The organism is Arthrobacter nitrophenolicus (assembly GCF_045833485.1).
GTDB classification, from domain to species: domain Bacteria; phylum Actinomycetota; class Actinomycetes; order Actinomycetales; family Micrococcaceae; genus Arthrobacter; species Arthrobacter nitrophenolicus.
Window position 1 is genome coordinate 1,901,800 of sequence record NZ_CP174504.1, and the last position, 20,577, is coordinate 1,922,376.

The 20,577-nt window shown below is 66.7% G+C and carries 20 protein-coding genes; 14 read left to right on the top strand and 6 right to left on the bottom strand.

Features of this window, described 5'->3' with window-relative positions; translation table 11 throughout:
- Positions 1-255: 255 nt before the first annotated feature.
- From betA to ACJJV6_RS08900, 4 genes are all read left to right on the top strand, one after another.
- Entirely contained in the window at positions 256-1,959 is a 1,704-nt protein-coding gene (gene betA / locus ACJJV6_RS08885) for a choline dehydrogenase (RefSeq protein ID WP_354177168.1), read from the top strand.
- A gap of 31 nt (positions 1,960-1,990) precedes the next feature.
- Positions 1,991-3,541 (top strand): aldehyde dehydrogenase family protein, encoded by a 1,551-nt coding sequence (locus ACJJV6_RS08890; protein ID WP_407710340.1) that lies wholly within the window; start codon positions 1,991-1,993, stop codon positions 3,539-3,541.
- Between the two features lie 120 nt (positions 3,542-3,661).
- Positions 3,662-5,311 (top strand): APC family permease, encoded by a 1,650-nt coding sequence (locus ACJJV6_RS08895; protein WP_407710341.1) that lies wholly within the window; start codon positions 3,662-3,664, stop codon positions 5,309-5,311.
- A gap of 117 nt (positions 5,312-5,428) precedes the next feature.
- Positions 5,429-6,388 carry a lipid kinase gene (locus ACJJV6_RS08900; RefSeq protein ID WP_407710342.1) on the top strand — a complete coding sequence of 320 codons (960 nt, stop codon included), beginning with the start codon at positions 5,429-5,431 and terminating at the stop codon, positions 6,386-6,388.
- A 6-nt stretch (positions 6,389-6,394) separates the two neighbouring features.
- Here the strand turns inward: ACJJV6_RS08900 and ACJJV6_RS08905 are convergent, their stop codons facing one another.
- Both ACJJV6_RS08905 and ACJJV6_RS08910 read right to left on the bottom strand, forming a co-directional pair.
- Positions 6,395-7,693, bottom strand: a complete 1,299-nt coding sequence (locus ACJJV6_RS08905) for a Y-family DNA polymerase (RefSeq protein WP_407710343.1) — start codon at positions 7,691-7,693, stop codon at positions 6,395-6,397.
- 24 nt (positions 7,694-7,717) lie between these two features.
- On the bottom strand, positions 7,718-8,149 hold the full coding sequence (locus tag ACJJV6_RS08910) for a LexA family transcriptional regulator (RefSeq protein WP_009357594.1): 432 nt from the start codon (positions 8,147-8,149) through the stop codon (positions 7,718-7,720).
- A 116-nt stretch (positions 8,150-8,265) separates the two neighbouring features.
- On the opposite strand from ACJJV6_RS08910, the gene ACJJV6_RS08915 reads away from it, so the two are divergent.
- The 3 genes from ACJJV6_RS08915 to ACJJV6_RS08925 all read left to right on the top strand — a co-directional run bounded on the left by ACJJV6_RS08915 (position 8,266) and on the right by ACJJV6_RS08925 (position 10,303).
- Complete coding sequence (locus ACJJV6_RS08915) at positions 8,266-9,084, top strand: HAD family hydrolase (protein WP_407710344.1); 819 nt, start codon at positions 8,266-8,268, stop codon at positions 9,082-9,084.
- A 111-nt stretch (positions 9,085-9,195) separates the two neighbouring features.
- Positions 9,196-9,444: a hypothetical protein gene (locus tag ACJJV6_RS08920; RefSeq protein WP_009357596.1), complete on the top strand. Its 249-nt coding sequence runs from the start codon at positions 9,196-9,198 to the stop codon at positions 9,442-9,444.
- A 46-nt stretch (positions 9,445-9,490) separates the two neighbouring features.
- Positions 9,491-10,303, top strand: a complete 813-nt coding sequence (locus tag ACJJV6_RS08925; protein ID WP_407710345.1) for a glycerophosphodiester phosphodiesterase — start codon at positions 9,491-9,493, stop codon at positions 10,301-10,303.
- A 19-nt stretch (positions 10,304-10,322) separates the two neighbouring features.
- Here ACJJV6_RS08925 and ACJJV6_RS08930 read toward each other — a convergent pair whose 3' ends face one another.
- Positions 10,323-10,778, bottom strand: coding sequence for a hypothetical protein (locus ACJJV6_RS08930; RefSeq protein WP_354177173.1), 456 nt, complete (start codon positions 10,776-10,778; stop codon positions 10,323-10,325).
- Between the two features lie 135 nt (positions 10,779-10,913).
- Between ACJJV6_RS08930 and ACJJV6_RS08935 the strand changes: the two genes are divergently transcribed.
- Together ACJJV6_RS08935 and ACJJV6_RS08940 are read left to right on the top strand one after the other, a co-directional pair.
- The gene (locus ACJJV6_RS08935) at positions 10,914-11,135 is read left to right on the top strand and encodes a DUF6480 family protein (protein WP_407710346.1); all 222 of its coding nucleotides are present in this window, start codon (positions 10,914-10,916) and stop codon (positions 11,133-11,135) included.
- Between the two features lie 650 nt (positions 11,136-11,785).
- Entirely contained in the window at positions 11,786-12,841 is a 1,056-nt protein-coding gene (locus tag ACJJV6_RS08940) for an IS30 family transposase (protein ID WP_152419652.1), read from the top strand.
- A gap of 67 nt (positions 12,842-12,908) precedes the next feature.
- On the opposite strand, the gene ACJJV6_RS08945 is transcribed toward ACJJV6_RS08940, so the two are convergent.
- From ACJJV6_RS08945 to ACJJV6_RS08955, 3 genes are all read right to left on the bottom strand, one after another.
- Positions 12,909-13,973, bottom strand: a complete 1,065-nt coding sequence (locus tag ACJJV6_RS08945; RefSeq protein WP_235046832.1) for an EAL domain-containing protein — start codon at positions 13,971-13,973, stop codon at positions 12,909-12,911.
- Positions 13,974-14,188: 215 nt separating this feature from the next.
- Entirely contained in the window at positions 14,189-15,724 is a 1,536-nt protein-coding gene (locus ACJJV6_RS08950; RefSeq protein WP_009357600.1) for a bifunctional diguanylate cyclase/phosphodiesterase, read from the bottom strand.
- Between the two features lie 21 nt (positions 15,725-15,745).
- Entirely contained in the window at positions 15,746-17,446 is a 1,701-nt protein-coding gene (locus tag ACJJV6_RS08955; RefSeq protein WP_083875031.1) for an ATP-binding protein, read from the bottom strand.
- 52 nt (positions 17,447-17,498) lie between these two features.
- On the opposite strand from ACJJV6_RS08955, the gene ACJJV6_RS08960 reads away from it, so the two are divergent.
- From ACJJV6_RS08960 to ACJJV6_RS08980, 5 genes are all read left to right on the top strand, one after another.
- Positions 17,499-17,885, top strand: coding sequence for an STAS/SEC14 domain-containing protein (locus ACJJV6_RS08960; RefSeq protein WP_009357602.1), 387 nt, complete (start codon positions 17,499-17,501; stop codon positions 17,883-17,885).
- 112 nt (positions 17,886-17,997) lie between these two features.
- Positions 17,998-18,816 (top strand): class I SAM-dependent methyltransferase, encoded by an 819-nt coding sequence (locus ACJJV6_RS08965; RefSeq protein WP_407710347.1) that lies wholly within the window; start codon positions 17,998-18,000, stop codon positions 18,814-18,816.
- Between the two features lie 155 nt (positions 18,817-18,971).
- Positions 18,972-19,145 (top strand): hypothetical protein, encoded by a 174-nt coding sequence (locus ACJJV6_RS08970; protein ID WP_009357604.1) that lies wholly within the window; start codon positions 18,972-18,974, stop codon positions 19,143-19,145.
- Between the two features lie 91 nt (positions 19,146-19,236).
- The gene (locus ACJJV6_RS08975; protein ID WP_035752484.1) at positions 19,237-19,653 is read left to right on the top strand and encodes a hypothetical protein; all 417 of its coding nucleotides are present in this window, start codon (positions 19,237-19,239) and stop codon (positions 19,651-19,653) included.
- Between the two features lie 60 nt (positions 19,654-19,713).
- Complete coding sequence (locus ACJJV6_RS08980) at positions 19,714-20,523, top strand: SDR family oxidoreductase (RefSeq protein ID WP_407710348.1); 810 nt, start codon at positions 19,714-19,716, stop codon at positions 20,521-20,523.
- Positions 20,524-20,577 lie beyond the last annotated feature (54 nt).

Consider the following 20,577-nt stretch of genomic DNA (forward strand, 5'->3'; position numbering starts at 1 on the left):
GAAATTCAGGGCTCTCCACGTTGCCCGCGTTACGCCCTTGTAAATTTTGAACGTTTGTCCAGCAGGCCTATTGAACACTCGTTCAAACTGGATTATTGTCCTTGGATATGACCTGCACCACACAACGGGAGCCCTTCTTTCCTGGAGGGCTTCACCGGCGAAGCTCCTCCGCCACAGCCTGACCACTGACCCATTCCCTGGACGGCCACCCCGACATGCGGGAGGCCTGCCCCAGGCAGAAGGAGATTTAGCAGCATGACAAAAACCAGTTACGACTACGTCATCGTCGGCGGCGGAAGCGCGGGTTCCGTGCTCGCCAACCGGCTGAGCGACGGCGGCCGGGCCAGCGTCCTGGTCCTTGAGGCCGGGCGGAGCGACTACCCCTGGGACCTCTTCATCCAGATGCCCGCCGCGCTCACCTTCCCCAGCGGCAACCCGCTATATGACTGGCGCTACGAGTCGGACCCCGAGCCCTACATGGGCGGCCGCCGCGTAGCACATGCCCGCGGCAAGGTCCTGGGCGGCTCAAGCTCGATCAACGGCATGATCTTCCAGCGCGGCAACCCCCTCGACTACGAACGCTGGGGTGCCGACCCCGGCATGGAGACCTGGGACTTCGCGCACTGCCTGCCGTACTTCAACCGGATGGAAAACGCGCTCGCCGCCGACCCGGACGATGAACTCCGCGGGCATGACGGTCCGCTGGTCCTGGAACGCGGTCCAGCCACGAACCCGCTCTTCCAGGCGTTCTTCAAAGCCGCGCAGGAAGCCGGCTACCCGCTGACGGACGACGTCAACGGCTACCGCCAGGAAGGCTTCGCGGCCTTTGACCGCAACGTGCACAAAGGCCAGCGGCTCTCGGCGTCGCGCGCCTACCTGCGGCCCAACTTCGGCCGGAACAACCTGACGGTCCTGACCCGGGCACTGGCCACCAAGATCAACTTCACGGGCAACGTGGCCACCGGCGTCACCTACCGCCGCAACGGCAAGACCCACCAGGTGAACGCGGGCGAGGTGATCCTGGCCGGCGGCGCCATCAACACCCCGCAGCTGCTCCAGCTCTCCGGCGTCGGCGACGCCGCCCACCTGAACTCCCTGGGCATCAACTCCGTGGTCAACCTGCCCGGCGTCGGCCAGAACCTGCAGGACCACCTGGAGGTCTACATCCAGCACGCCTGCACCCAGCCGGTGTCCATGCAGCCGGCCCTGGACGTCTGGCGCATGCCGTGGATCGGCATGCAGTGGATGTTCGGCCGCAAGGGCCCGGCCGCCACCAACCACTTCGAGGGCGGCGGCTTCGTGCGGTCCAACGAGGACGTGGCGTACCCGAACCTGATGTTCCACTTCCTTCCGGTGGCCGTCCGTTACGACGGCCAGAAGGCGGACGCCAAGCACGGCTACCAGGTGCACATCGGGCCCATGTACTCGGACGCCCGCGGCACCCTCAAGATCAAGTCCACCGACCCCACCGTGCACCCGTCCATGGTGTTCAACTACCTGTCCACCGACCAGGACCGCCGTGAATGGGTCGAGGCGATCCACGTGGCCCGCGACATCCTGGGCCAGTCCGCCATGAGCCCCTTCAACGGCGGTGAACTCTCGCCCGGCCGTGCGGTGCAGACCGACGCCGAGATCCTGGACTGGGTTGCCCGCGACGCCGAGACGGCGCTGCACCCGTCCTGCACCGCCAAGATGGGCCCGGACTCCGATCCGATGGCCGTGGTGAACCCCCTGGACATGACCGTGCACGGCACCCGCGGCCTCCGCGTGGTCGACGCTTCGGCCATGCCCTATGTCACCAACGGCAACATCTACGCCCCAGTCATGATGCTCGCCGAAAAGGCGGCGGACCTGATCGCCGGCAAGGCACCCCTGGCGCCGCAGCACGCGGAGTTCTACCGGCACGGCATCAGCCCGCTGGAGCGGAACGCCGCCGCTGCCCCGGCAGGCAGGGCCTAGGCATGATTGATGCACAGGAAAAGGAGCGACCATGACCGCCACCGTTGAGCAGGCAAAGCAGGCCGGCCAAGCGCAGGACACCATCAAGGGCCTGTACCTTGACGGCGCCTGGCAGCAGGCGTCCGACGGCGGCACAACAGTCGTGCGCTGTCCCGCGGACGGCAGCGAGGTGGCAGTTGTCGCCAAGTCGACGCCGGAAGATGCGGAGCGGGCCATCGCCAGTGCACGTGCCGCGTTCGACGGCGGCCCCTGGCGCCGGCTCACCGACCTTGAACGCGGGGCGGTCATGCTCCGCGTGGCCGACCTGCTGGAGCGGGACAAGGCCGCCTACGCCCGGGCCGAGGCGCTCGACACCGGCAAGCGCCTCGTCGAAGCCGAATACGACATCGACGATATCGCGGCCTGCTTCCGGTACTACGGAAAGATTGCCGGCCTCGACGCCGGCCGGGTGATCGACACCGGCCGCCCGAACGCCATCAGCCGCGTGGTGTACGAGCCGCTGGGCGTCTGTGCCCTCATCGCCCCGTGGAACTACCCGCTCCTGCAGGCCGCCTGGAAGGTGGCCCCGGCGCTCGTCGCGGGAAACTCCTTCGTGCTCAAGCCAAGCGAGCTCACGCCGTCCACCGCCATCCTGCTCATGGAGACCCTCGCGGAAGCCGGGGTTCCCGCCGGCGTCGCAAACCTGGTGACCGGAAGCGGGTCGAAGGTGGGCGGCCCGCTCAGCTCCGACCCGCGCGTCGACCTCGTCTCCCTGACCGGCAGCCTGGCCACCGGCCAGACCATCATGGCCGCCGCCGCGGAGACGGTGAAGCGCGTCGCCTTCGAGCTCGGCGGAAAGAACCCCAACGTCGTCTTCGCGGACGCGGACTGGGACGCCGCCGTCGACAACGCCCTGACCGCCGTGTTCCTGCACTCCGGCCAGGTCTGCTCGGCAGGGGCGCGGCTCGTCGTCGAAGAGTCCATCGCGGAGCGGTTCGTGGCTGAGGTGGTGGAACGGGCGCAAAAGATCCGGATGGGCGGGCCGTTCGACCCCGACGCCGAGACGGGCCCGCTCATCTCCGCCAAGCACCGGGACCAGGTCCACGCCTATGTCCAGGCCGGCATCGCGGAGGGGGCCGAGCTGCTGTGCGGCGGCTACATCCCCGACGAGGGACCGCTCGCGGACGGCTTCTTCTACCCGCCCACGGTGCTCGGCAACTGCCGCTCCGGCATGAGCGTGCTGCGGGAGGAGTCATTCGGGCCGGTGCTGACCGTCGAGACGTTCCGGACCGAGGACGAGGCCGTGGCCATCGCCAATGACACGGAGTACGGGCTGGCCGGCGCTGTCTGGACCTCGGACGCATCCAGGGCGCAACGTGTTGCGGGCGGCCTCCGGCACGGAACAGTATGGATCAACGACTATCACCCGTATGTCCCGCAGGCGGAGTGGGGCGGCTTCGGGAAGTCCGGCATCGGCCGGGAGCTCGGCAGCGCGGGACTCAATGAATACCGCGAGGCAAAACATATCTGGCAGAACATCCACCCCGCATCCAGCGGCTGGTTTGGCCCATCTGCCGGCGCCGGGGTGGGGGCCGCCGGCTAACAACAGCATTTGGGGGAAACGGCCGGGCGCTGCAGGCGTGGCGCCCGGCCACCGATATCACCCGCGTCCAATGGCGGCCGCGGGGCATCACCATCGTGCTTTTCTCATCTAGGAGTTCGGATGTTGGAACCCAGCAAGAGTACTGATTCAAGTGGCATGGACGAGTTCGGCTATGCCCAGACCCTGGACCGCAGCATTGGCAAGTTTGCCAGCTTCGCGGCCGGCGTCAGCTACATCTCCATCCTCACCGGCGTTTTTCAACTGTTCTACTTTGGCTTCTCCATGGCCGGGCCGGCCTACGCATGGTCCTGGCCCATCGTCTTCGCCGGCCAGCTCATGGTGGCCCTCTGCTTCGCCGAGCTGGCAGGCCGCTATCCGGTGGCCGGATCGGTCTACAACTGGGCCAAGCAGCTCTCGTCGGGGACCTTCGCCTGGCTGGCCGGCTGGCTGCTGCTCATTTCCTCGATCGTGGCGCTCGGGGCCGTGGCCTTGGCGCTGCAGCTGACCCTGCCCCAGATCTGGTCCGGTTTCCAGATCATTGGAGACGGCACCGGCACCTACGATTTCGCCCTCAACGGCGTGCTGCTCGCCAGCATCATGATCTCAATCTCGACGCTCATCAACGCCTTCGGTGTGAAGCTGATGACCAAAATCAACAGCATCGGCGTCTTCGTGGAACTCGCCGCCGCCGTGCTCCTCATCCTGGCCCTGGGCTGGCATGTGGTGCGGGGACCGGAAGCCCTTTTCAGTACCGAAGGCTACGGCATGGACCACGACCTTGGCTTCTTCGGGGTGTTCCTCATCGGCGCCATGGCATCGGGGTATGTGATGTACGGCTTTGACACCGCCAGTTCCCTCGGCGAGGAGACGAAGGATCCCAAAAAGACCGCCCCCAAGGCCATCCTGCGGGCAATCACGGCATCCTTCATCCTCGGCGGCCTCATTCTCCTCGGCGGGCTCCTGGCCGCCCCGGACCTGAACGACCCCAAGCTGGGCTCTGCCGACGGCGGCCTGCAGTACATCGTGCTCTCCGTGCTGGGAGGCCCGTTCGGCAAGGCCTTCCTGGTGTGCATCGTCGTCGCCGTGTTCGTCTGCACCCTCGCCGTCCACGCCGCCGCCATCCGCATGATGTTCGCCATGGCCCGGGACAACAACCTTCCCTTCAGCCGCCAGCTCAGCAAAGTACACCCGGAGCGGAAGACGCCCACAGTGGCGGCCATCGTCATCGGACTCATCGCCATCATGCCGCTGATCGTCAACGTCTCCCAGCCCGCCATTTTCACCATCCTGTCCAGCATCAGCATCGTCCTGATCTACCTCTCCTACCTGCTGGTCACGGTCCCGCTGCTCCGGCGGCGCTTCCTGAAGAAATGGCCGCTGTCCGACGCAAGCCACGGAAAGGCCGGGTTCAGCCTTGGCAAGTGGGGTGTCCCCGTGAACATCCTCGCGGTCCTGTGGGGTGGTGCCATGACGCTGAACCTGATCTGGCCCCGGCCCGAGATCTACAACTCCGTGCCGCCGTTTGAGTGGTACCTGCAGTGGGGCGGCGTGATCTTCGTGGGTGCCGTCGCGATAGGCGGGACCCTGCTGTACCGGCTGAAGATCCGGCACCAGACAGGTGTCCTGGCCGAGCATGCAGCCGCAGCCAGGCCCGCGGCCGCCCAGCCCGCGGCCGCCGAGTCCGCCGCCGCCCAGTCCGCCGCCGAGGTCCGCGATCCGGATGCTCCGGCGGAACCGCAGCTGGTCTCAGCGCCGCTGTCCAACCCATAGCGCTGTCCAACCCATAGCACTGGTCAACCCATAGCGAAGGTATTGATGGGCGTCCCCTCCACCATGGAGGGGGCGCCCACAGGCATTTCCCGGACAGATGGACCTAACATGTCCCACATGAAGGTTGCCCGAGAGGCCCGCTCTGCTGCCGTAGTCATCAACTCCGGATCACGCCGCGGGGTGGCCGCGCGCGAACTGGCGGTGGAGGCGCTGCACAAGGCAGGTGTGCCGGTCTCCGCAGTGCATCACGTGCATTCGGGGGCCGAGCTGGCCGGGACGCTGGACCGGGTGCTTGCGGACGGGCATGACCTGCTGGTTGTGGGTGGCGGCGACGGGACGGTTTCCTATGCCGCCGGCCGGATCGCCGGCACCGGGGTGGTGCTCGGCGTCCTTCCGCTCGGCACCGCCAACGACCTCGCCCGCACCCTGGAAATCCCGGACAACCTGGCGAAGGCATGCGCCGCCATCGCGGGCGGGAAAGTGGTGGACATCGACCTGGGGCGCGCCAACGGGCAGCCCTTCCTCAACGTCGCCTCCGCCGGCCTGTCCGTCCAGGTGACCGAGGCGCTCAGCCCCGGCCTGAAGCGGCGCCTGGGGCCGCTGGCGTACGGCATTGCCACCCTGCGTTCGTATGCCCGGCACAAGCCGTTCCGCGCGCGGCTTGAGTTCCCGGACGGGGACCACGAGCCATTGCAGCTTGAGGGCCTGCTCCAGGTGGCGGTCGGCAACGGCAGGCACTACGGCGGCGGCAACACGGTTTCGCCCACCGCCGGGATCGACGACCACATCCTCGACATCTACGCCATCCTGGCGGCGCCGCTCCGGGAACATGTAAAGATCGCCCGGCTGCTCCGGGATGGGAGCTTCGTGGAGCACGACCGGGTGTACCACCTGACCAGCCGGTGCGTCCGGCTGGTCACCGAACCGCCGATGCCCGTGAACCTCGACGGCGAGATCGCGGCCGTCACGCCCGCCGACTTCACCATCCAGCGGAACGCCGTCCACGTGGTGGTGCCGCAGGCCAGCACCGGTGCCATGTTCGACGGACCGTCCGCCCTGCCGGAGCCCGCGGCCTGAAAAGCCTTAGGCCGCCTTCACCAGCGGGAGCTCGTCCCAGTGCGTGGTGTACCGGGGGGACTGCATGCCGCGCTTCATGGACCAGTCCACGCCGCCGTTGATGCCACCGTGGCCAAGCCCGATGGAGCCGCGCCCAAAGCGGCGGCTCACATCCTCCAGGAGCGGGCCGATGCCGCGCTCTTCATGCCGGTTCTCGAAGGGTTCCAGGGGAGACTGGTTGCCGGTGGGGCGCAGGTCGGTGAGCATGAGGCCGGCCTTGGCGTATTTGAGCCCGTTGCGGATGTGGGGCAGCAGGGCATGCGTGGCCTTGGTCAGCAGGAGCGGATCAGCCGTGGGCATGGGAAGGGACAGGCACACCGAAGGGTAGGCCTGCTCGTGCTGCCTGAACGGGGACGTGGCGGCGAACGCCGTCAGGACTTTGGCCTGCAGGCCGTGTTTTGCGAGCCTCGCGCTCGCCTGCTGGCCATAGATGCTGAGCACCTGGCGCATGCCGTCGACAGTGGTCACCGGCGTGGAGAAGGAGCGGGAGAAGATGAGCTGGTCCCGGCCCAGGCGTTCCTCCTCCATGGGTATGCAGGGAATGCCCCGCAGCTCCAGGACCGTGCGCATCACCACCACCGAGAACTTGTCGCGGATGACCACAGGATCGGCCCGGACCAGGTCCAGCACCGTGAAGATGCCGAGGGCATTCAGGCGCCTGGTCAGCCGGCCCGCAATGCCCCACACCTCGTCCACGGGAAGCCGTTCCAGCAGGGACTCCTTAACTGGTGCGGGTACGGCCTCCCAGTGGCACACCCCACCGAAGGAGGCGTTGTTCTTCGCCCACTTGTTGCACAGCTTGGCCAGCGTCTTGGTGGGCGCTATCCCCACGCAGACCGGGACGCCCACGTTCCGCCGGACCTCGGCCTTCATGGTCCGGCCGAGCGCCAGCAGCTCTTCGGGCCGGCCCTTCACGCCCAGGAAGGCCTCGTCGATGCTGTAGACCTCCAGCCACGCCGAATGCCTGCCGAGCAGCTCCATGACCCGGGCGCTGATATCGCCGTACAACTCGTAGTTGCTGGACCTGGCCACCAGGCCCCACTCCTTTGCCCGGGGCGCGAGTTTGAACCAGGGGTCCCCGGTCCGGATGCCCAGCGCCTTCGCCTCGGGGGAACGGGTCACCGCGCAGCCGTCATTGTTGGACAGGACGATCAGCGGCCGCCCCTCGAGCGACGGATCGAAGGCGCGCTCGGCCGAGGCGTAAAAGCAGTTCACATCCACGTGGGCGATCTGCGGCATCTGCCGCATCAGGACCGGCTTGGGCATGGCCCTCCTTCCGCGGTCTGCAGGTCACACATGGTGCAGGCACCTGGTGGCCACGCCCCACACCGTCAGCTCGGACAAGGCGGGGACCCGGATGTCAGGGTACTTCGGGTTCTCCGCCTGCAGCACTACCCCCGTGGGCGTGATGCGCAGCCGCTTGACCGTCAGTTCTCCATCCAGCACGGCGACCACCACCGAGCCGTCCTTGGGCTCAAGGGCCCGGTTCACGATCAGTTCGTCGCCGTCGCTGATGCCGGCGCCCTCCATCGAATCGCCGGTTACGCGCACCACGAATGTGCTGGTGATGTCCTTGATCAGGTGCGCGTTCAGGTCGATCCGGCCATCGAAGTAGTCCTGCGCCGGCGACGGGAAGCCGGCCGCAACCGCGACAGGGGAGATCAGGACCGACAGGTACGAGGCACCCGCATCTATCACGCGGGGACCAATAATAACGCCCACAACACACCCTTATTCGAAAATATGTTCGATTAGTTCAGTGTAGCGCTGCAGGCTGACAAGCGGACCTCCCGGCTGCGGGAATCATCCCCTTGGCCGCCGCCACGTAGACTTGTTGGATGCGGTTGGTGGCAAGCGATATTGACGGAACGATCCTCGGGCACGACGGAAAGATCAGCGACCGCACCGTCCGCGCCTTCCACGCCTGCCGGGACGCCGGCGTCGAACTCGTTTTCGTCACCGGCCGGCCGCCCCGCTGGCTGCATCCGCTCCAGGACCAGCTGGGCCATACCGGGACGGTCATCTGCTCCAACGGGGCTGTGGTCTGGGACCTCGAAGCGGATAAGCTGGTCTCCGCCCGCACGCTCGGCATCGCCGCGGTGCTGGAAATCCGCCGGATCATTAAGGACCTCCGCCCGGCTGCCCTGTTTGCCGCGGAAACGCTGACCGGGTTCCACCTTGAGCCCGGGTTCATCGAAAACGAGTCGAGCGAACTGCTGTCGCAGTTCACGCCGGCGCCGCTGCGGGAAACCCTGGTTGGCGGTGACAGCGTGGTGAAGTTCCTCGCCATTGTCCGGGACGGCACTCCGGACGACTTCCTCGCCGAGGTGCGTCCCGCCGTCGAACATCTCGCCGCCGCCACGCACTCCTCGCCGGGCGTGGCCATGCTGGAACTGTCCCTGCCGGGCGTGAACAAGGCCGTCACCCTTGCCGAATACGCTCGGGCGCTGGGCATTGACGCCTCCGACGTGGTGGCCTTCGGCGACATGCCCAACGACATCGAGATGCTCCGCTGGGCCGGGCACGGCTACGCCATGGCCAGCGGCCACCCGGAGGCCATCCGCGCGGCGGGCCAGCGTGCGCCGCACTTCGACGACGACGGCGTGGCCCAGGTCCTGGAGGCGCGCCTCGCTTCCCTGGGCGCCCCGCGTTCCTGATTTCCGCGGCCGCCGCCGTATTCACAGCTGGCGCTCACCTCGCGTTCACCTTTGCTCCGTAGCGTGAAGCCCGGAGAGCAGACTCCTCTCCGGCAGGCCGAAGGGGTAAGGATGGCACGGAATACCAAGCGCGATACCGCCGATGCACCACTGCGCAGGGCAACGCCTGCGCCGCACTGGAAGAAGCTGCGGCAGGGCGACCGCGTCCGGGTCCTGCTGACCCCCGGGTTCGAAGCCGGCGGCGTGGTGGACGCCGTCACGCCGGACAACACCGTGGTGTGGATCAATCTTGACGGCGGCCGCGGCCGGACGCTGCTGCACTGCGGCGACGGGGTCGAGATCCTGCCGTTCGAAGACTGACCCGGGGCGGCGCCAAGGGTCCGGCCAGCTCGGGTACGCTCGCACTGTGACCCTGCCGTTCTTCGCCAATCCGGATGCCGCCGGCAACCAGCTGCCCATCGCGATGGCCCACCGCGGCTTCTCCCTTGAGGGGCTGGAGAACTCGAAGGCCGCCTTCCGGGCCGCCGTGGACCTCGGCTACCGCTACCTGGAGACGGATGTCCACACCACGTCCGACGGCGTGCTGCTCCTTTTCCACGATGACACGCTGGAACGGGTGACGGACGGCAGGGGCAAGGTTTCGGAGCTGACGGCGGCGGAGGTTGCCCGGGTGAACATCGGCGGCCGTGAGCCCGTCCCGACCTTCGACGAACTGGTTCCGGAACTGCCCGGCATCCGGCTCAACCTGGACGTCAAGGACTGGAGCTCCGTCAACAGCACGGCGGCCGCCATTGAGCGCCACCGGGTGCATGACCGGGTGCTGGTCACCAGCTTCTCGGACCGGCGGCGGCGGGCGGTGCTGAAGCTGCTCAGCCGCCCGGTTGCGGCCTCGGCGGGGGTTACATCGATCGCTCTTTTCACGTGCCTGGGCCCGCTGCTGCCCGGACCTGCCTTCCGCTGGCTGATGCGCCGCGTCCTGTCCGGCGTCCACGCACTGCAGGTTCCGGCCCGCCGCGGTGGCATCGAAGTTGTCACCCCCGGGTTCGTCCGCCGGGCGCACGGCCTGGGCCTGGCGGTGCACGTCTGGACCATCAACGATCCCGCCGAGATGCGCCGCCTGCTGGACCTCGGCGTGGACGGCCTTATCACCGACCGAGGCGACCTGCTCAAGGAGATCCTCGTCGAAAGAGGCGGGTGGCCGCCCGGGCCGCCCGCCTGATCCGCTGTTTTACCTGGTGCTAGCCCCGGCCTGTGCTGGTGGACGGGTCCTGGTCGCCCTCCGTCGGGTCGGCGCGCAGCTCGTCCGGGTTGCTGTCCGGCAGCCCGCCCGCAACGCCGCCGGGGCCCCCGTTTCCTGCCGCAGCCGCCCCACCCGCGGCGGCGGCACTGCCTGTCAGCCCGTCGTCGCCCGTTCCACGGCCTGCTTCCGCCCTGTCATTGTTCGTTTCGTCAGTGTCCCCGCCAAAGGGGCTCTCGGAGACCGGCCCGGGAGCCGGCCCGGTCTTCAAGCCCGGCGCCTTCTCCTTCTCCGCCTCCATTGCATTGGACCCCTCGCTGATGGAGGAGTGGACCTCCACGTCGTCATTGGGGTCCGTGGGGTCGGGAACGTTCATCTTCTCCGTGGGCTTCGATGTACCCGCCAGGTCCTCCATGGCGTTCTCCGCTGCCTTGCCGATGCTGTCGCCGATTCCCATCTCTGTTCCTCCTGACATCGTGCGTGCGGGCGCCCCAGCGGCCGCCCGGCCCTACCCCTCCAGAATTATCAGCATGCTTACAATTAGTCCAGAGCTGGGGTGAAGAACCGCGGCCGGGAAGGAAGGACACGCACCATGAGCAGCTACCATCCGGAAGATGATCCCGCCAATCCTGACCAGCCGGGCAGGGGCCACACTGACGCCCAGGCAGCCCCGGGCAAGGATTCGGCAGGCTCGGCGAACCCGGACCCTGCCGAAGGCAACGTCACCGGCCTGGAACCGGGCGGGGGAGTGCCGCCGGGTGAGACGCCTCCGGCGGAGGACCAGATGAGTGGCGACCAGGGCCACGACGAATAGGGCGCGCACAGCACAATACGCGCACAACACAACAGTGGACCGGTGGCACGCATGGCGGGTTCTAGCGGTCGTTGCAACACCCAGAATTTTTGGGAGTTGCAACGACCGTGTCGTCTTTAAGGGAGAAGCCCGCTGGGCGGCGGAGATATTCGCAGGAGCAGAAGGATCAGTTCTTTGCGGCCCTCGATCGGGTTCAAAATGTCAGTGCCGCCGCGAGGGAACTCGGTTTCAATGTGATGACCTGTCACCAATGGATCCGCAAGGCTGGTTTGCCCCGGGGCAAAGTACGGAAGCAGTCGGTGCACCGGAAGTACACGGCTAGGCAGAAAGAGCAGTTCTTCGCCGTGTTCGACCGTCTTAAGAGCACCACGGAGGCTGCAAAGGAACTCGGGCTGAATCCCAATACGTGCGCCGCGTGGGTGCGGAAAGCCGGGCTGAAGGGTCAGGGAAAGCCGGGGACAGGTCCACACCCTGGAAGGGACGAGTTCTCCCGGCTGCGCAACGCCGGCGTGAGCCGACGGAAAGCTGCCGCGGCAGTTGGTATTCATTTACGGACCGCTGAGGAGTGGGACCAGGGAATCCGGAAGTCCGGCGGACGACGCATTTATCCGGATGGCCGGGTGGTCGACTACAAACGTGGTGTGATCACTATGACCTCTGCCGCCGGCACAACAGAAACGGTCCAGGTCCCGGTGGCCGCGCTGGAGAAACCTATCCACCCGCGGTACCTCAACGTCAAGGAACGGGAACTTATCCGGGACCTGCAGGCCGCCGGATCCTCGGTGCGGGCGATCGCCCACGCCCTCGGCAGATCGCCCTCAACAGTCAGCCGCGAGTTGGCCCGAAACACCGATCCGCGGATGGGCTACCTTCCCCACGGTGCACATCGGAAGGCAACTGCCCGGCGGGCCCGGCCCAAGACAGCCAAACTCGCGGGCGAGTCGGACCTGCGTAAGTACGTGAAGGACAAGCTGCTCCTACGCTGGTCTCCGGAACAGATCAGCCACACGCTGGTCGAAGAGTTCCCCGACAACCCGGAGATGCGCGTGAGCCCAGAGACGATTTACCAGGCCCTCTACCTCCAAGCCAGAGGCGGACTTAAACGTGAGGTGCAAGCAGCTCTGCGGACCGGCCGGACCCGGCGAAAACCCCATGCCACCGCTGATCAGCGCACTCCCAGGTTCACCGACCCCATGATCATGATTTCCGAACGTCCGCCCGAGATCGAGGACCGCGCCATACCGGGGCATTGGGAGGGGGACCTCATCACTGGCGCCCACAACCAGTCCGCGATCGCGACCCTGGTCGAGCGCACCACCCGTTACCTAATGCTCGTCCACCTGCCAAAGGACCACTCTGCCTCAACCGTCCGTGACGGCCTCATCAAAACCATGGCCACCCTTCCGGCGCACCTTCGGGGATCCCTGACCTGGGACCAGGGATCGGAAATGGCTGCCCACAAATCCTTCACTCTCGCCACCGACATGCAGGTCTACTTCTGCGACCCCGCAAGCCCGTGGCAACGCGGCTCGAACGAGAACACCAACGGCCTGCTGCGCCAGTACTTCCCCAAAGGCACCGATCTGTCTGTCTTCGGACCCGAGGACCTCGAACACGTCGCCCAGGAACTCAACGGCCGCCCACGCAAAACGCTCGGCTGGAAAACTCCAGCCGAGCGTTTACGTGATTTACTACTAACCACCTAACCAGCAGGTGTTGCAACGACCCCTTGAAACCGCCCATGCCTGCCGGTCCACTGTCCGAAGATTCAGCTCAAGGTGCGTCGTTTCCCTGGGGATTGAGCGTGGCCTGGTCCGGCCCCACGAGCTGCCGGTTCAGGCCGTCCGCGTCCAGCCGGGTGTTCCAGGAAACCCAGTCCTTTGGCCGGACGGACGGGCGTCCCAGCAGGTAGCCCTGCCCCGCATCGATGCCCAGTTCGGTCAGGACTTTCAATTCCCCAACCGTTTCGATGCCCTCCGCCACGAGGGTTGTGCCGATCTGCTGGCTGAAATCCACCAGACAGGCGGTCAGGGCGCGCTGCAGGCCGTCGTTGTCCACGTCCCCGATCACGTCACGTCCCACCTTGAGGAAATCGGGGCGCAGGTGCACCATGCGGCTCAGGGCGCCGGCCCCGGAGTGGGTGTCGTCCACGGCGATCCGCAGGCCCTGGTCGCGCAGCGGATTGATCGCGGCGATGAACTGCGCGTATTCCTCATCCGGAATGGTTTCCGTGAGTTCGAGGACAATCCGGTTGATGGGAAGGTCAATATGTTCGAACAGTTCCGGCAGCCGCGGGTCCAGGCAGGACGTGGGGGAGATGTTCAGCGACACGAACAGGTGCGGCGGAAGGTCCCTGGCAGCCGCTGCCGCGGATCCGAGGGCCGAGAATTCCAGGTTGGCGCCCAGGCCCACGGCGGCAGCTTCGGCGAACCACAGCTCGGCCGCCGCGCCGTCGTCACTGACGAAGCGGGACAATGCCTCCACGCCCACCACGTTTTTGTCGCCCAGCCCGTAGATCGGCTGGAAAGCCGTCATCAGCATCTGGTTCTCAAGCAGCGCGCTGATCCGGGACATGCTGCGGATGGCATCAATCTGCTCGGCGAGTTTGGGCGGGAGGGCGGCGGGAGTGAGGCGCATTTCCCGTGCGGTCTCCAGCGTTTCAACAGTGTTGGCATCGCTGCGCCGCGTTTCAAGAAGGTATTCCAGCAGGGCCCGTTCGGGCACCCCCGGATTCTCGTCGAGGCTGTTGCTAAGGCGCTGCCGGACGGCCGCGCCGGACGGATCTGTTTCCGCCAGTACCGCGGCAATAATTCCCCATGCCTGTACACGAACCGACATTAGCTACGCCCCCAGTTGACGAAGTAATGACCCAGTGGCCCAATTAATTTTCAATTTATGAACGCCTTTTAATTCCGGTGCTTCTGTGAATCCCCAGCTCTAGCGGCCAGGAAAACCAGACACCGCACGATGATCGTATATCGGCAGCACCAAAAAACGCAGGGGTTTGCGGGAGTTTTAGCAGTAATTTGGGTACCTTGCGGTAACTTGGCGGGTCAGGGGTTGGCGCCTTCGGGCTGGTCGGCCAGCAGCAGCGGGATCTGGTCGGGCGGCACCGGCCTGCTGAAGTAGTAGCCCTGCGCGCTCAGGCAGCCGAGCCCCCGCAGGATCCCGGCCTGCTCGGCGGTTTCAACGCCCTCCCACACAGCCTCCAGCCCGCATGCACGGACCAGCTGCAGGACGGCCGCCACCAGCGCGGGCTGGCTCGGATCCGTGCCCAGGCCGGTGATCAGCGAACGGTCAACCTTCACCCGGTCCACCGGGAGCCGGCGCAGATAGCTGATGGAGGAGTAGCCGGTGCCAAAGTCGTCGATTTCGATTCCCACCCCCAGGCCGCGCAGCCCGGCCAGCGAGTAGCGGTCCAGTTCGTTGCCCTTGACGATGGCCACTTCCGTCAGTTCCAGGACCACCTGCTCGGGCCGTACCCCGGTTTCCTTCAGCACATTCCGGACATCCTCGATGAACTGCAGGCTCTGCAGGTCCGTGGCGGAAATGTTGATGCGGACGGAGAACCTGTTGTCCACCAGGGAGGCGGCGATCCACGACCGGAGCTGGTGCACGGCCGCCCGGAGCACCCACAGGCCAAGCTCGGAAATCAACCCGGCTTCCTCGGCCAGCGGTATGAACTCGTCCGGCATGATGAACCCGCGGGTGGGGTGGTTCCAGCGCACCAGCGCCTCCACGCCCTCCACCCTCCCTGTGGCGAGCTCCACCACAGGCTGGTAGTAGAGCGTCAAGCCGTCGCTCTTGATGGCGGCGCGCAGGTCTTCCACCAGCTGGCTGCGGAGCCTGCGCATCAGCAGCAGCGCCGGCTCGAAGCGGTGCAGCCGGTTCTGCCCCTCCGCCTTGGAGGCATACATGGCGACGTCGGCCTCCATCAGCATGTCCTCGGGGGTCTGGCCTTCGGCGCCCGCACTCAGCCCGATGCTGGCCCCGCAGCGCACGCTCCGGCCGGGGAGTTCGATGGGCTGCTTGAGGGCTGCGAGGATCCGGTGGCCTACGACAGTGGCCTGGTCCGGGGTGGCGGACGGCATGACGATGGCGAATTCGTCCCCGCCCAGCCGGGCCACGACGTCGTCCGCCCGCACCGCGCCCCGGAGCCGTTGCCCCACGGTGATGAGGACCTGGTCGCCCGCGGTGTGGCCCATGCTGTCGTTGATGGATTTGAAGGCGTCCAGGTCCATGAGCAGGAGCACCGGCCCCTCTTCGGGAGCGGCCCCGGCGTCCAGTGCCGTCTTCAGGGCGTCGATCAGGGCGGAGCGGTTCGCCAGGCCCGTGAGCGGGTCCTGCATGGCCATTTTCTGCATCTCAAGGTGAGCCTCGTGCAGGAGTTGGGTCCGCACCTGGACCCGCTGCTCGAGCTCTTCGTAGATGATCTGCAGGTCCTCCGCCAGCAGGTTGGTACCGGTGATGATGGCGTCCAGCTCGTCCCGCGCCGGGGACACCTCTATCCGGGAGCTGAGGTCTCCCGATGCCAGCCGGACAATGCCTTCCAGCAGCTGGGAGAGCCGGGGATCATTGTCCGCGAACATCAGCTTTCCTTCTTCCCCCGCTCAGTTGGCCCGGGACCGGTCGGCATCCAGGGGGAGGCTGACGGTGACGGTGGTGCCGGCGCCCAACGTGGACGCCACGTCTATCTTCCCCCCATGCCGCACCACGATGTCCTTGGTGATGGCCAGTCCCAGGCCCGTCCCCGGGATCGCCCCGGACATGGCGTTGGAGGCTCGGTAGAACCGGGTGAACACGTGGTCGATCTCGTCGCTGGAAATGCCGATGCCGGTGTCGGCCACGCTGACCGTTGCCCAGCGGGTGCCGTCCTCGGCGGCGTGCGACTCGCTGCCCACCTCGATCCGTCCACCGCTGGGGGTGAACTTGATGGCGTTGGATACCAGGTTGGTGAAGACCTGCTGCAGCTGCACCTCGTCGGCCAGGATCTCCGGATCCTCCGGCACCGGGTCCACCTCGATGGTCACGTTCTGCAGCTTGGCCAGCGGCCGGAGCGCCGCCGCCACCAGGTCCAGGGTCTGTCCCAGGCGCACGGGGGTGAAATGCATCAGGCTGTCATCCAGGCCGTTGCGCGAAACGCTCAGCATGTCCTCGATCAGCGACCGCAGCCGCTCCGTGTTCCGCACCACGATGTCCAGCATCTGGTGGACCTCGGGCGAGACCGGCTGCTCGGTGCTTTCCTGGATCATGTCCAGGTACGCCATGATCGAGGTCAGCGGTGTGCGCAGCTCATGGTTCACGGTGGCCAGGAAGTCCGTCTTGGCCTTGTCCAGCTGCTGCAGCTGCTTGACCACCTGCTGCTGGCTGCTGATCAGGTGGCTCTGGATCAGCCCGTACGCGGCGTTGCCCGCCACGTGCTGGATCAGGCCAAGCTCCGCACGGGACCACTGGCGCCGCCGGTCACGCATGGCAATCCAGATGATTCCAAGCGAGGAATTTCCCTCCCCAATGGGCACTGCGAGGGTGGAGAACGTGCTGGAAAGGCCCGACGCCGTTCCCCCGCCTTCGCCGGTCCGCGCGCCCTCGGCAGGGGGGTCGTCCGTTTCGGGTGCGTCCGTGGACATGGTTTCCGCACCGGCCCAGAGCAGGTCCGCCGTCCGGTGCGCCTCTTTCCCGTCCGGCAGGACGCCGGGGGGCAGCGGCTGCAGTCCCGGGGCGTCCCAGGTGGCGGTGATGCGCGGAACCCGCTCGTCCTCGAAAGTGGCCAGCAGGACATGGTCGGCCTTGAAGGTCCGGCCGAAGCCTGCCACCACATGGTTGGCGATCTCCTGTGGATCGTTGGTGGCGCGGACCGCAGCGGAAACCAGCCGGAGCTGTTCGCGCAGTGCCTCGGCCCGCTGCCGTGAGGCGTTCCGCCTTGCCACCAGGTCGATCAGGGCGGAAGCCCGGTGGACGAGCTCCCGTGGGGCCGGCGGCTTGGTGATGCAGTCATGGATGCCGGAGGGGCGGGCGGAGGTTTCGGCGGGATTGTCCAGGTCCACCATCAGCAGGACCGGCGCTTCGGTTCCAATGGCAGGAAGCAGCGACGCGTCCGCAATGATGACCGCCGGCTTGCCGTCCTGCAGGAGTGCTGCCAGTCCGGCTGCGTCGGTCGCGGACGTCACGCAAAAGCCCGCCTCTTCAAGGGCGGAGGCGTTCCGCGCGAGCCGCGCGGCGTCGGGGTCCGCCACCACGGCGGCGCGTGGCACGCGCAAGTCACACGGCGAATCAGCCGCCACAATGACCCCTTCCCTCCCAGTTGAGTACATTGTAGGGGGATGCGGGACGTGTGGCTCCAGAAAAATCGTGCGGAGGGACAAAGTGACAGAGCAACCGGAAGGATCCACCAAAGGAGATCTGAGCCTGGATGAGGGCGGGATCCTCCAGCTGCGGTGGCCGCGGGGCGCTTCGATCAGCGAGGCCGACGCCGAGAACGCCATGGACAGGGTCAACGACCTGTGCGGTGAGGACCGGCGTCCCATGCTGGTGGACATGGCGACGACGGAACGGGTGAGCCGGGGAGCGCGTGCGGTGTTCGGCCGGCCGTGCCAGGCCTCCCGCATCGCGCTGCTGGGTTCCTCGCCCGTGGACAAGGTCATGGCCAACTTCGTCCTGGGAGTGAGCAAGCTGCCCTGCCCCACCCGGTTCTTCACCTCCAGGCAGGAAGCCATGGCATGGCTCACCCTGGACGGCGGCCCCTCGGCCTGAAGCCCGCTCACTCCGGGCATGGGCGGCGGAAGGGACGCGCCGCCGTCGTAAGATCCGGCCTCAATGCCCGGCAATGGCGGGCTGTGTGTGCTCCGCGACATATATTTGACCGGTGTACTCCCCAGCGAAGTCTTCACCCGCCAAGTCGCTACTGTCTGCCCTGCGGAAGTACCTGCTGATTCCCAGGCTTGTCCGGCTCTCCCGCTCTGCACCCAAGGACCGGCCGCTGGCGTGGGACCGGTACTGGGCGGGAATCAGGGCAACGGGCGTGGGCGGCGAGGTGCTGTGGGATGCCGGGACGGACGACGAGTTCCTTGGCTACAAGGATGTCCTCCTCCGCTACCTGGACCCGGAACTCCCGGTGGTGGACGTGGGCTGCGGACACGGCAGCTTCACCCGCGCGCTGGCTGGAATTTTTCCCGAGGCCGTCGGCATGGACGTCTCCGAGCACGCGGTCAGGCGGGCAGCGGCGGAGTCCGGGGAGACCGGCAACGTCCGCTTCGAAGTGCGCGACATGACCGCGCCAGGGGCGGAAAAGGGCTTCGACGGCGGCGCCAATGTCTTCATCCGCGGCGTTCTCCATGTCCTCGAGCCGGCTGACCAGGCGGCCTTGGTGGAAAACCTCCGCCTTCTCGCCGGGAAGCGGGGCACCGTGTTCCTGGCTGAAACCAACTTCCAGGGCAACCCCGTGGACTACGTGACCCATCTGGGCGCCACCATGCAGGGCATTCCCGCTCCGCTCGAACGCGCCATCAGGGGCCTGCCAATGCCGGGCCACTTCGGCCCCGTGGAAAGGCAGCAGGTACTGCCCGCCGAAGCCTGGGAGCTGCTGGAGGACGGCGAAGTGGCCATCGAGACCAACCCCGCAACCGGCGTGGACGGGCGAAGCCGGGTGCCCGGGTACTACGCGGTACTGCGGCCGCGGGGTTAGCCGCCGAAACCGGTCCTTCCACCGTTGTGGGAAGCCGCTGAAACCAGCCAATCCCCTTGACACATGGCCGGATCCGGAGGCTACATAATAAGTAGACTTATTAGTTCCAGCCTCTGGGGAAAGGAAGGCCACCATGGCGGAGGAACCGCCTGCGAGTGCTGCGGATCGACTTCGGCGGCGACAGCGATAAGCTCCGCCACATCAGCCGGGACGAATGGTTCGAGACCTTCGACTCCCGGCGCCTCAATTACATCCATCAGAAACAGCGTAGCGACGGGCAACAATCCACCTTCTTTTGGTTGGAAAACCCCAACCGCGAAGATGCCTAAGCCGCACCGGCGCCCCCATCGTTTCAGCAGCACCGGAGCACATCCGGCGCCACTTCGGCGACGGCGGACGCAAGACCACCAGGAACCAACAATGCGAGAACTCATACCGTCAGGCTCCCTCCGGGGCATGCTGCTGCCACCCACTTACGGAAGCCACGTCACGGACTCCACCGAATTCACCGTCCTGTCCGTCGAGATCTGGGACACCGGGCTGGTGGTAAATATCCAGATGGCATCCGAAGGGGGACCGCAGCCGAACATCATCCTGCAGGACCATTTTGGAACCCAATACAGGCTCAAAAACTCGGCAATCCTGGGCTCGCGGAACCTGCAGGTCTTCACCCCCTCCGTGCCGCCGGGCACCCGGAGCCTGACAGTAAGGTCCGCGGACGACACCGACCGGCCTGTGGTCACCTTCGCCGTTCCGCTCATGGCCGTCAAGGACGAACCGGACGTCGCAGCCGCCCGGCGCTTCCCTCCCGAGCCGGAACTGCGCCGACCCGCCTGACCCGCCCCGCCTGACCCCGCACCACCTTCCAGCACCTGACCTACCGAAAGGCTTGCCACGATGCAGGACACCAGCAACTTCGCGCCCGCCACCGCCATCGTCACCGGCTCGGACTCCGGGATCGGCAAGGCCACCGCCGTCGCTCTTGCCAGGGCTGGCATGGATGTAGGCGTCACCTGGCACTCGGACAAGGCCGGGGCGGAGCGGACGGCTGAAGAGATCCGGGCCGCGGGCCGCAAGGCTGTCGTCCGCCAGCTGGACACCACCGAACTCCGGTCCGCGGGTACCGTGATCGACGAACTCGCGGACGAGCTGGGCGGCGTGGACGTCTTCGTCAACAACGCCGGTACCGGCGAAAGCACCAAGTTCCTGGACATGGACCTGGACCGCTGGATGCAAACCCTGGACACCAACCTCAACGGTGCCTTCGTGTGCCTCCAGGCCGCCGCCCGCCGCATGGTCCGGGCCGGCAGGGGCGGCCGGCTGATTGCCGTCTCCAGCGTGCACGAATTCCAGCCCCGCGTGGGCTCCTCCGCCTATGACGCATCCAAGCACGGGCTTGGCGGACTCATGAAGACCCTTGCCCTGGAACTGGCCCAGCACGGAATCACCGCCAACACAGTGGCGCCCGGCGAGATTGCCACACCCATGACCGGGCAGGAGGACGAGGACCCCACCACGAAGGACCGCCCGGGCGTGCCCCTCGGCCGGCCCGGCGATGCGCGGGAGGTCGCGGCCGTCATCGCGTTCCTGGCCTCCCCTGCTTCCAGCTACGTCACCGGCGCGGCCTGGGCCGTGGACGGCGGCATGCTCCAGATGGGGCCGCAGGCCGGTTCCCACATCACCAGCCACGAGTGGCGCGAGGGGTAGGCTGCTTCCCTCCGTATTACGTCGGGGCAAGCGCTTTCCGTCGGCTTGCTGGCA

Coding starts and splice junctions, on each gene's coding strand:
- betA (WP_354177168.1), top strand. CDS start 256: ATGACAAAAACCAGTTACGACTACGTCATCGTCGGCGGCGGAAGCGCG.
- ACJJV6_RS08890 (WP_407710340.1), top strand. CDS start 1,991: ATGACCGCCACCGTTGAGCAGGCAAAGCAGGCCGGCCAAGCGCAGGAC.
- ACJJV6_RS08895 (WP_407710341.1), top strand. CDS start 3,662: ATGTTGGAACCCAGCAAGAGTACTGATTCAAGTGGCATGGACGAGTTC.
- ACJJV6_RS08900 (WP_407710342.1), top strand. CDS start 5,429: ATGAAGGTTGCCCGAGAGGCCCGCTCTGCTGCCGTAGTCATCAACTCC.
- ACJJV6_RS08905 (WP_407710343.1), bottom strand. CDS start 7,693: ATGCCCAAGCCGGTCCTGATGCGGCAGATGCCGCAGATCGCCCACGTG.
- ACJJV6_RS08915 (WP_407710344.1), top strand. CDS start 8,266: ATGCGGTTGGTGGCAAGCGATATTGACGGAACGATCCTCGGGCACGAC.
- ACJJV6_RS08920 (WP_009357596.1), top strand. CDS start 9,196: ATGGCACGGAATACCAAGCGCGATACCGCCGATGCACCACTGCGCAGG.
- ACJJV6_RS08930 (WP_354177173.1), bottom strand. CDS start 10,778: ATGGGAATCGGCGACAGCATCGGCAAGGCAGCGGAGAACGCCATGGAG.
- ACJJV6_RS08935 (WP_407710346.1), top strand. CDS start 10,914: ATGAGCAGCTACCATCCGGAAGATGATCCCGCCAATCCTGACCAGCCG.
- ACJJV6_RS08940 (WP_152419652.1), top strand. CDS start 11,786: ATGACCTCTGCCGCCGGCACAACAGAAACGGTCCAGGTCCCGGTGGCC.
- ACJJV6_RS08945 (WP_235046832.1), bottom strand. CDS start 13,973: ATGTCGGTTCGTGTACAGGCATGGGGAATTATTGCCGCGGTACTGGCG.
- ACJJV6_RS08950 (WP_009357600.1), bottom strand. CDS start 15,724: ATGTTCGCGGACAATGATCCCCGGCTCTCCCAGCTGCTGGAAGGCATT.
- ACJJV6_RS08955 (WP_083875031.1), bottom strand. CDS start 17,446: ATGTACTCAACTGGGAGGGAAGGGGTCATTGTGGCGGCTGATTCGCCG.
- ACJJV6_RS08975 (WP_035752484.1), top strand. CDS start 19,237: ATGCGAGAACTCATACCGTCAGGCTCCCTCCGGGGCATGCTGCTGCCA.
- ACJJV6_RS08980 (WP_407710348.1), top strand. CDS start 19,714: ATGCAGGACACCAGCAACTTCGCGCCCGCCACCGCCATCGTCACCGGC.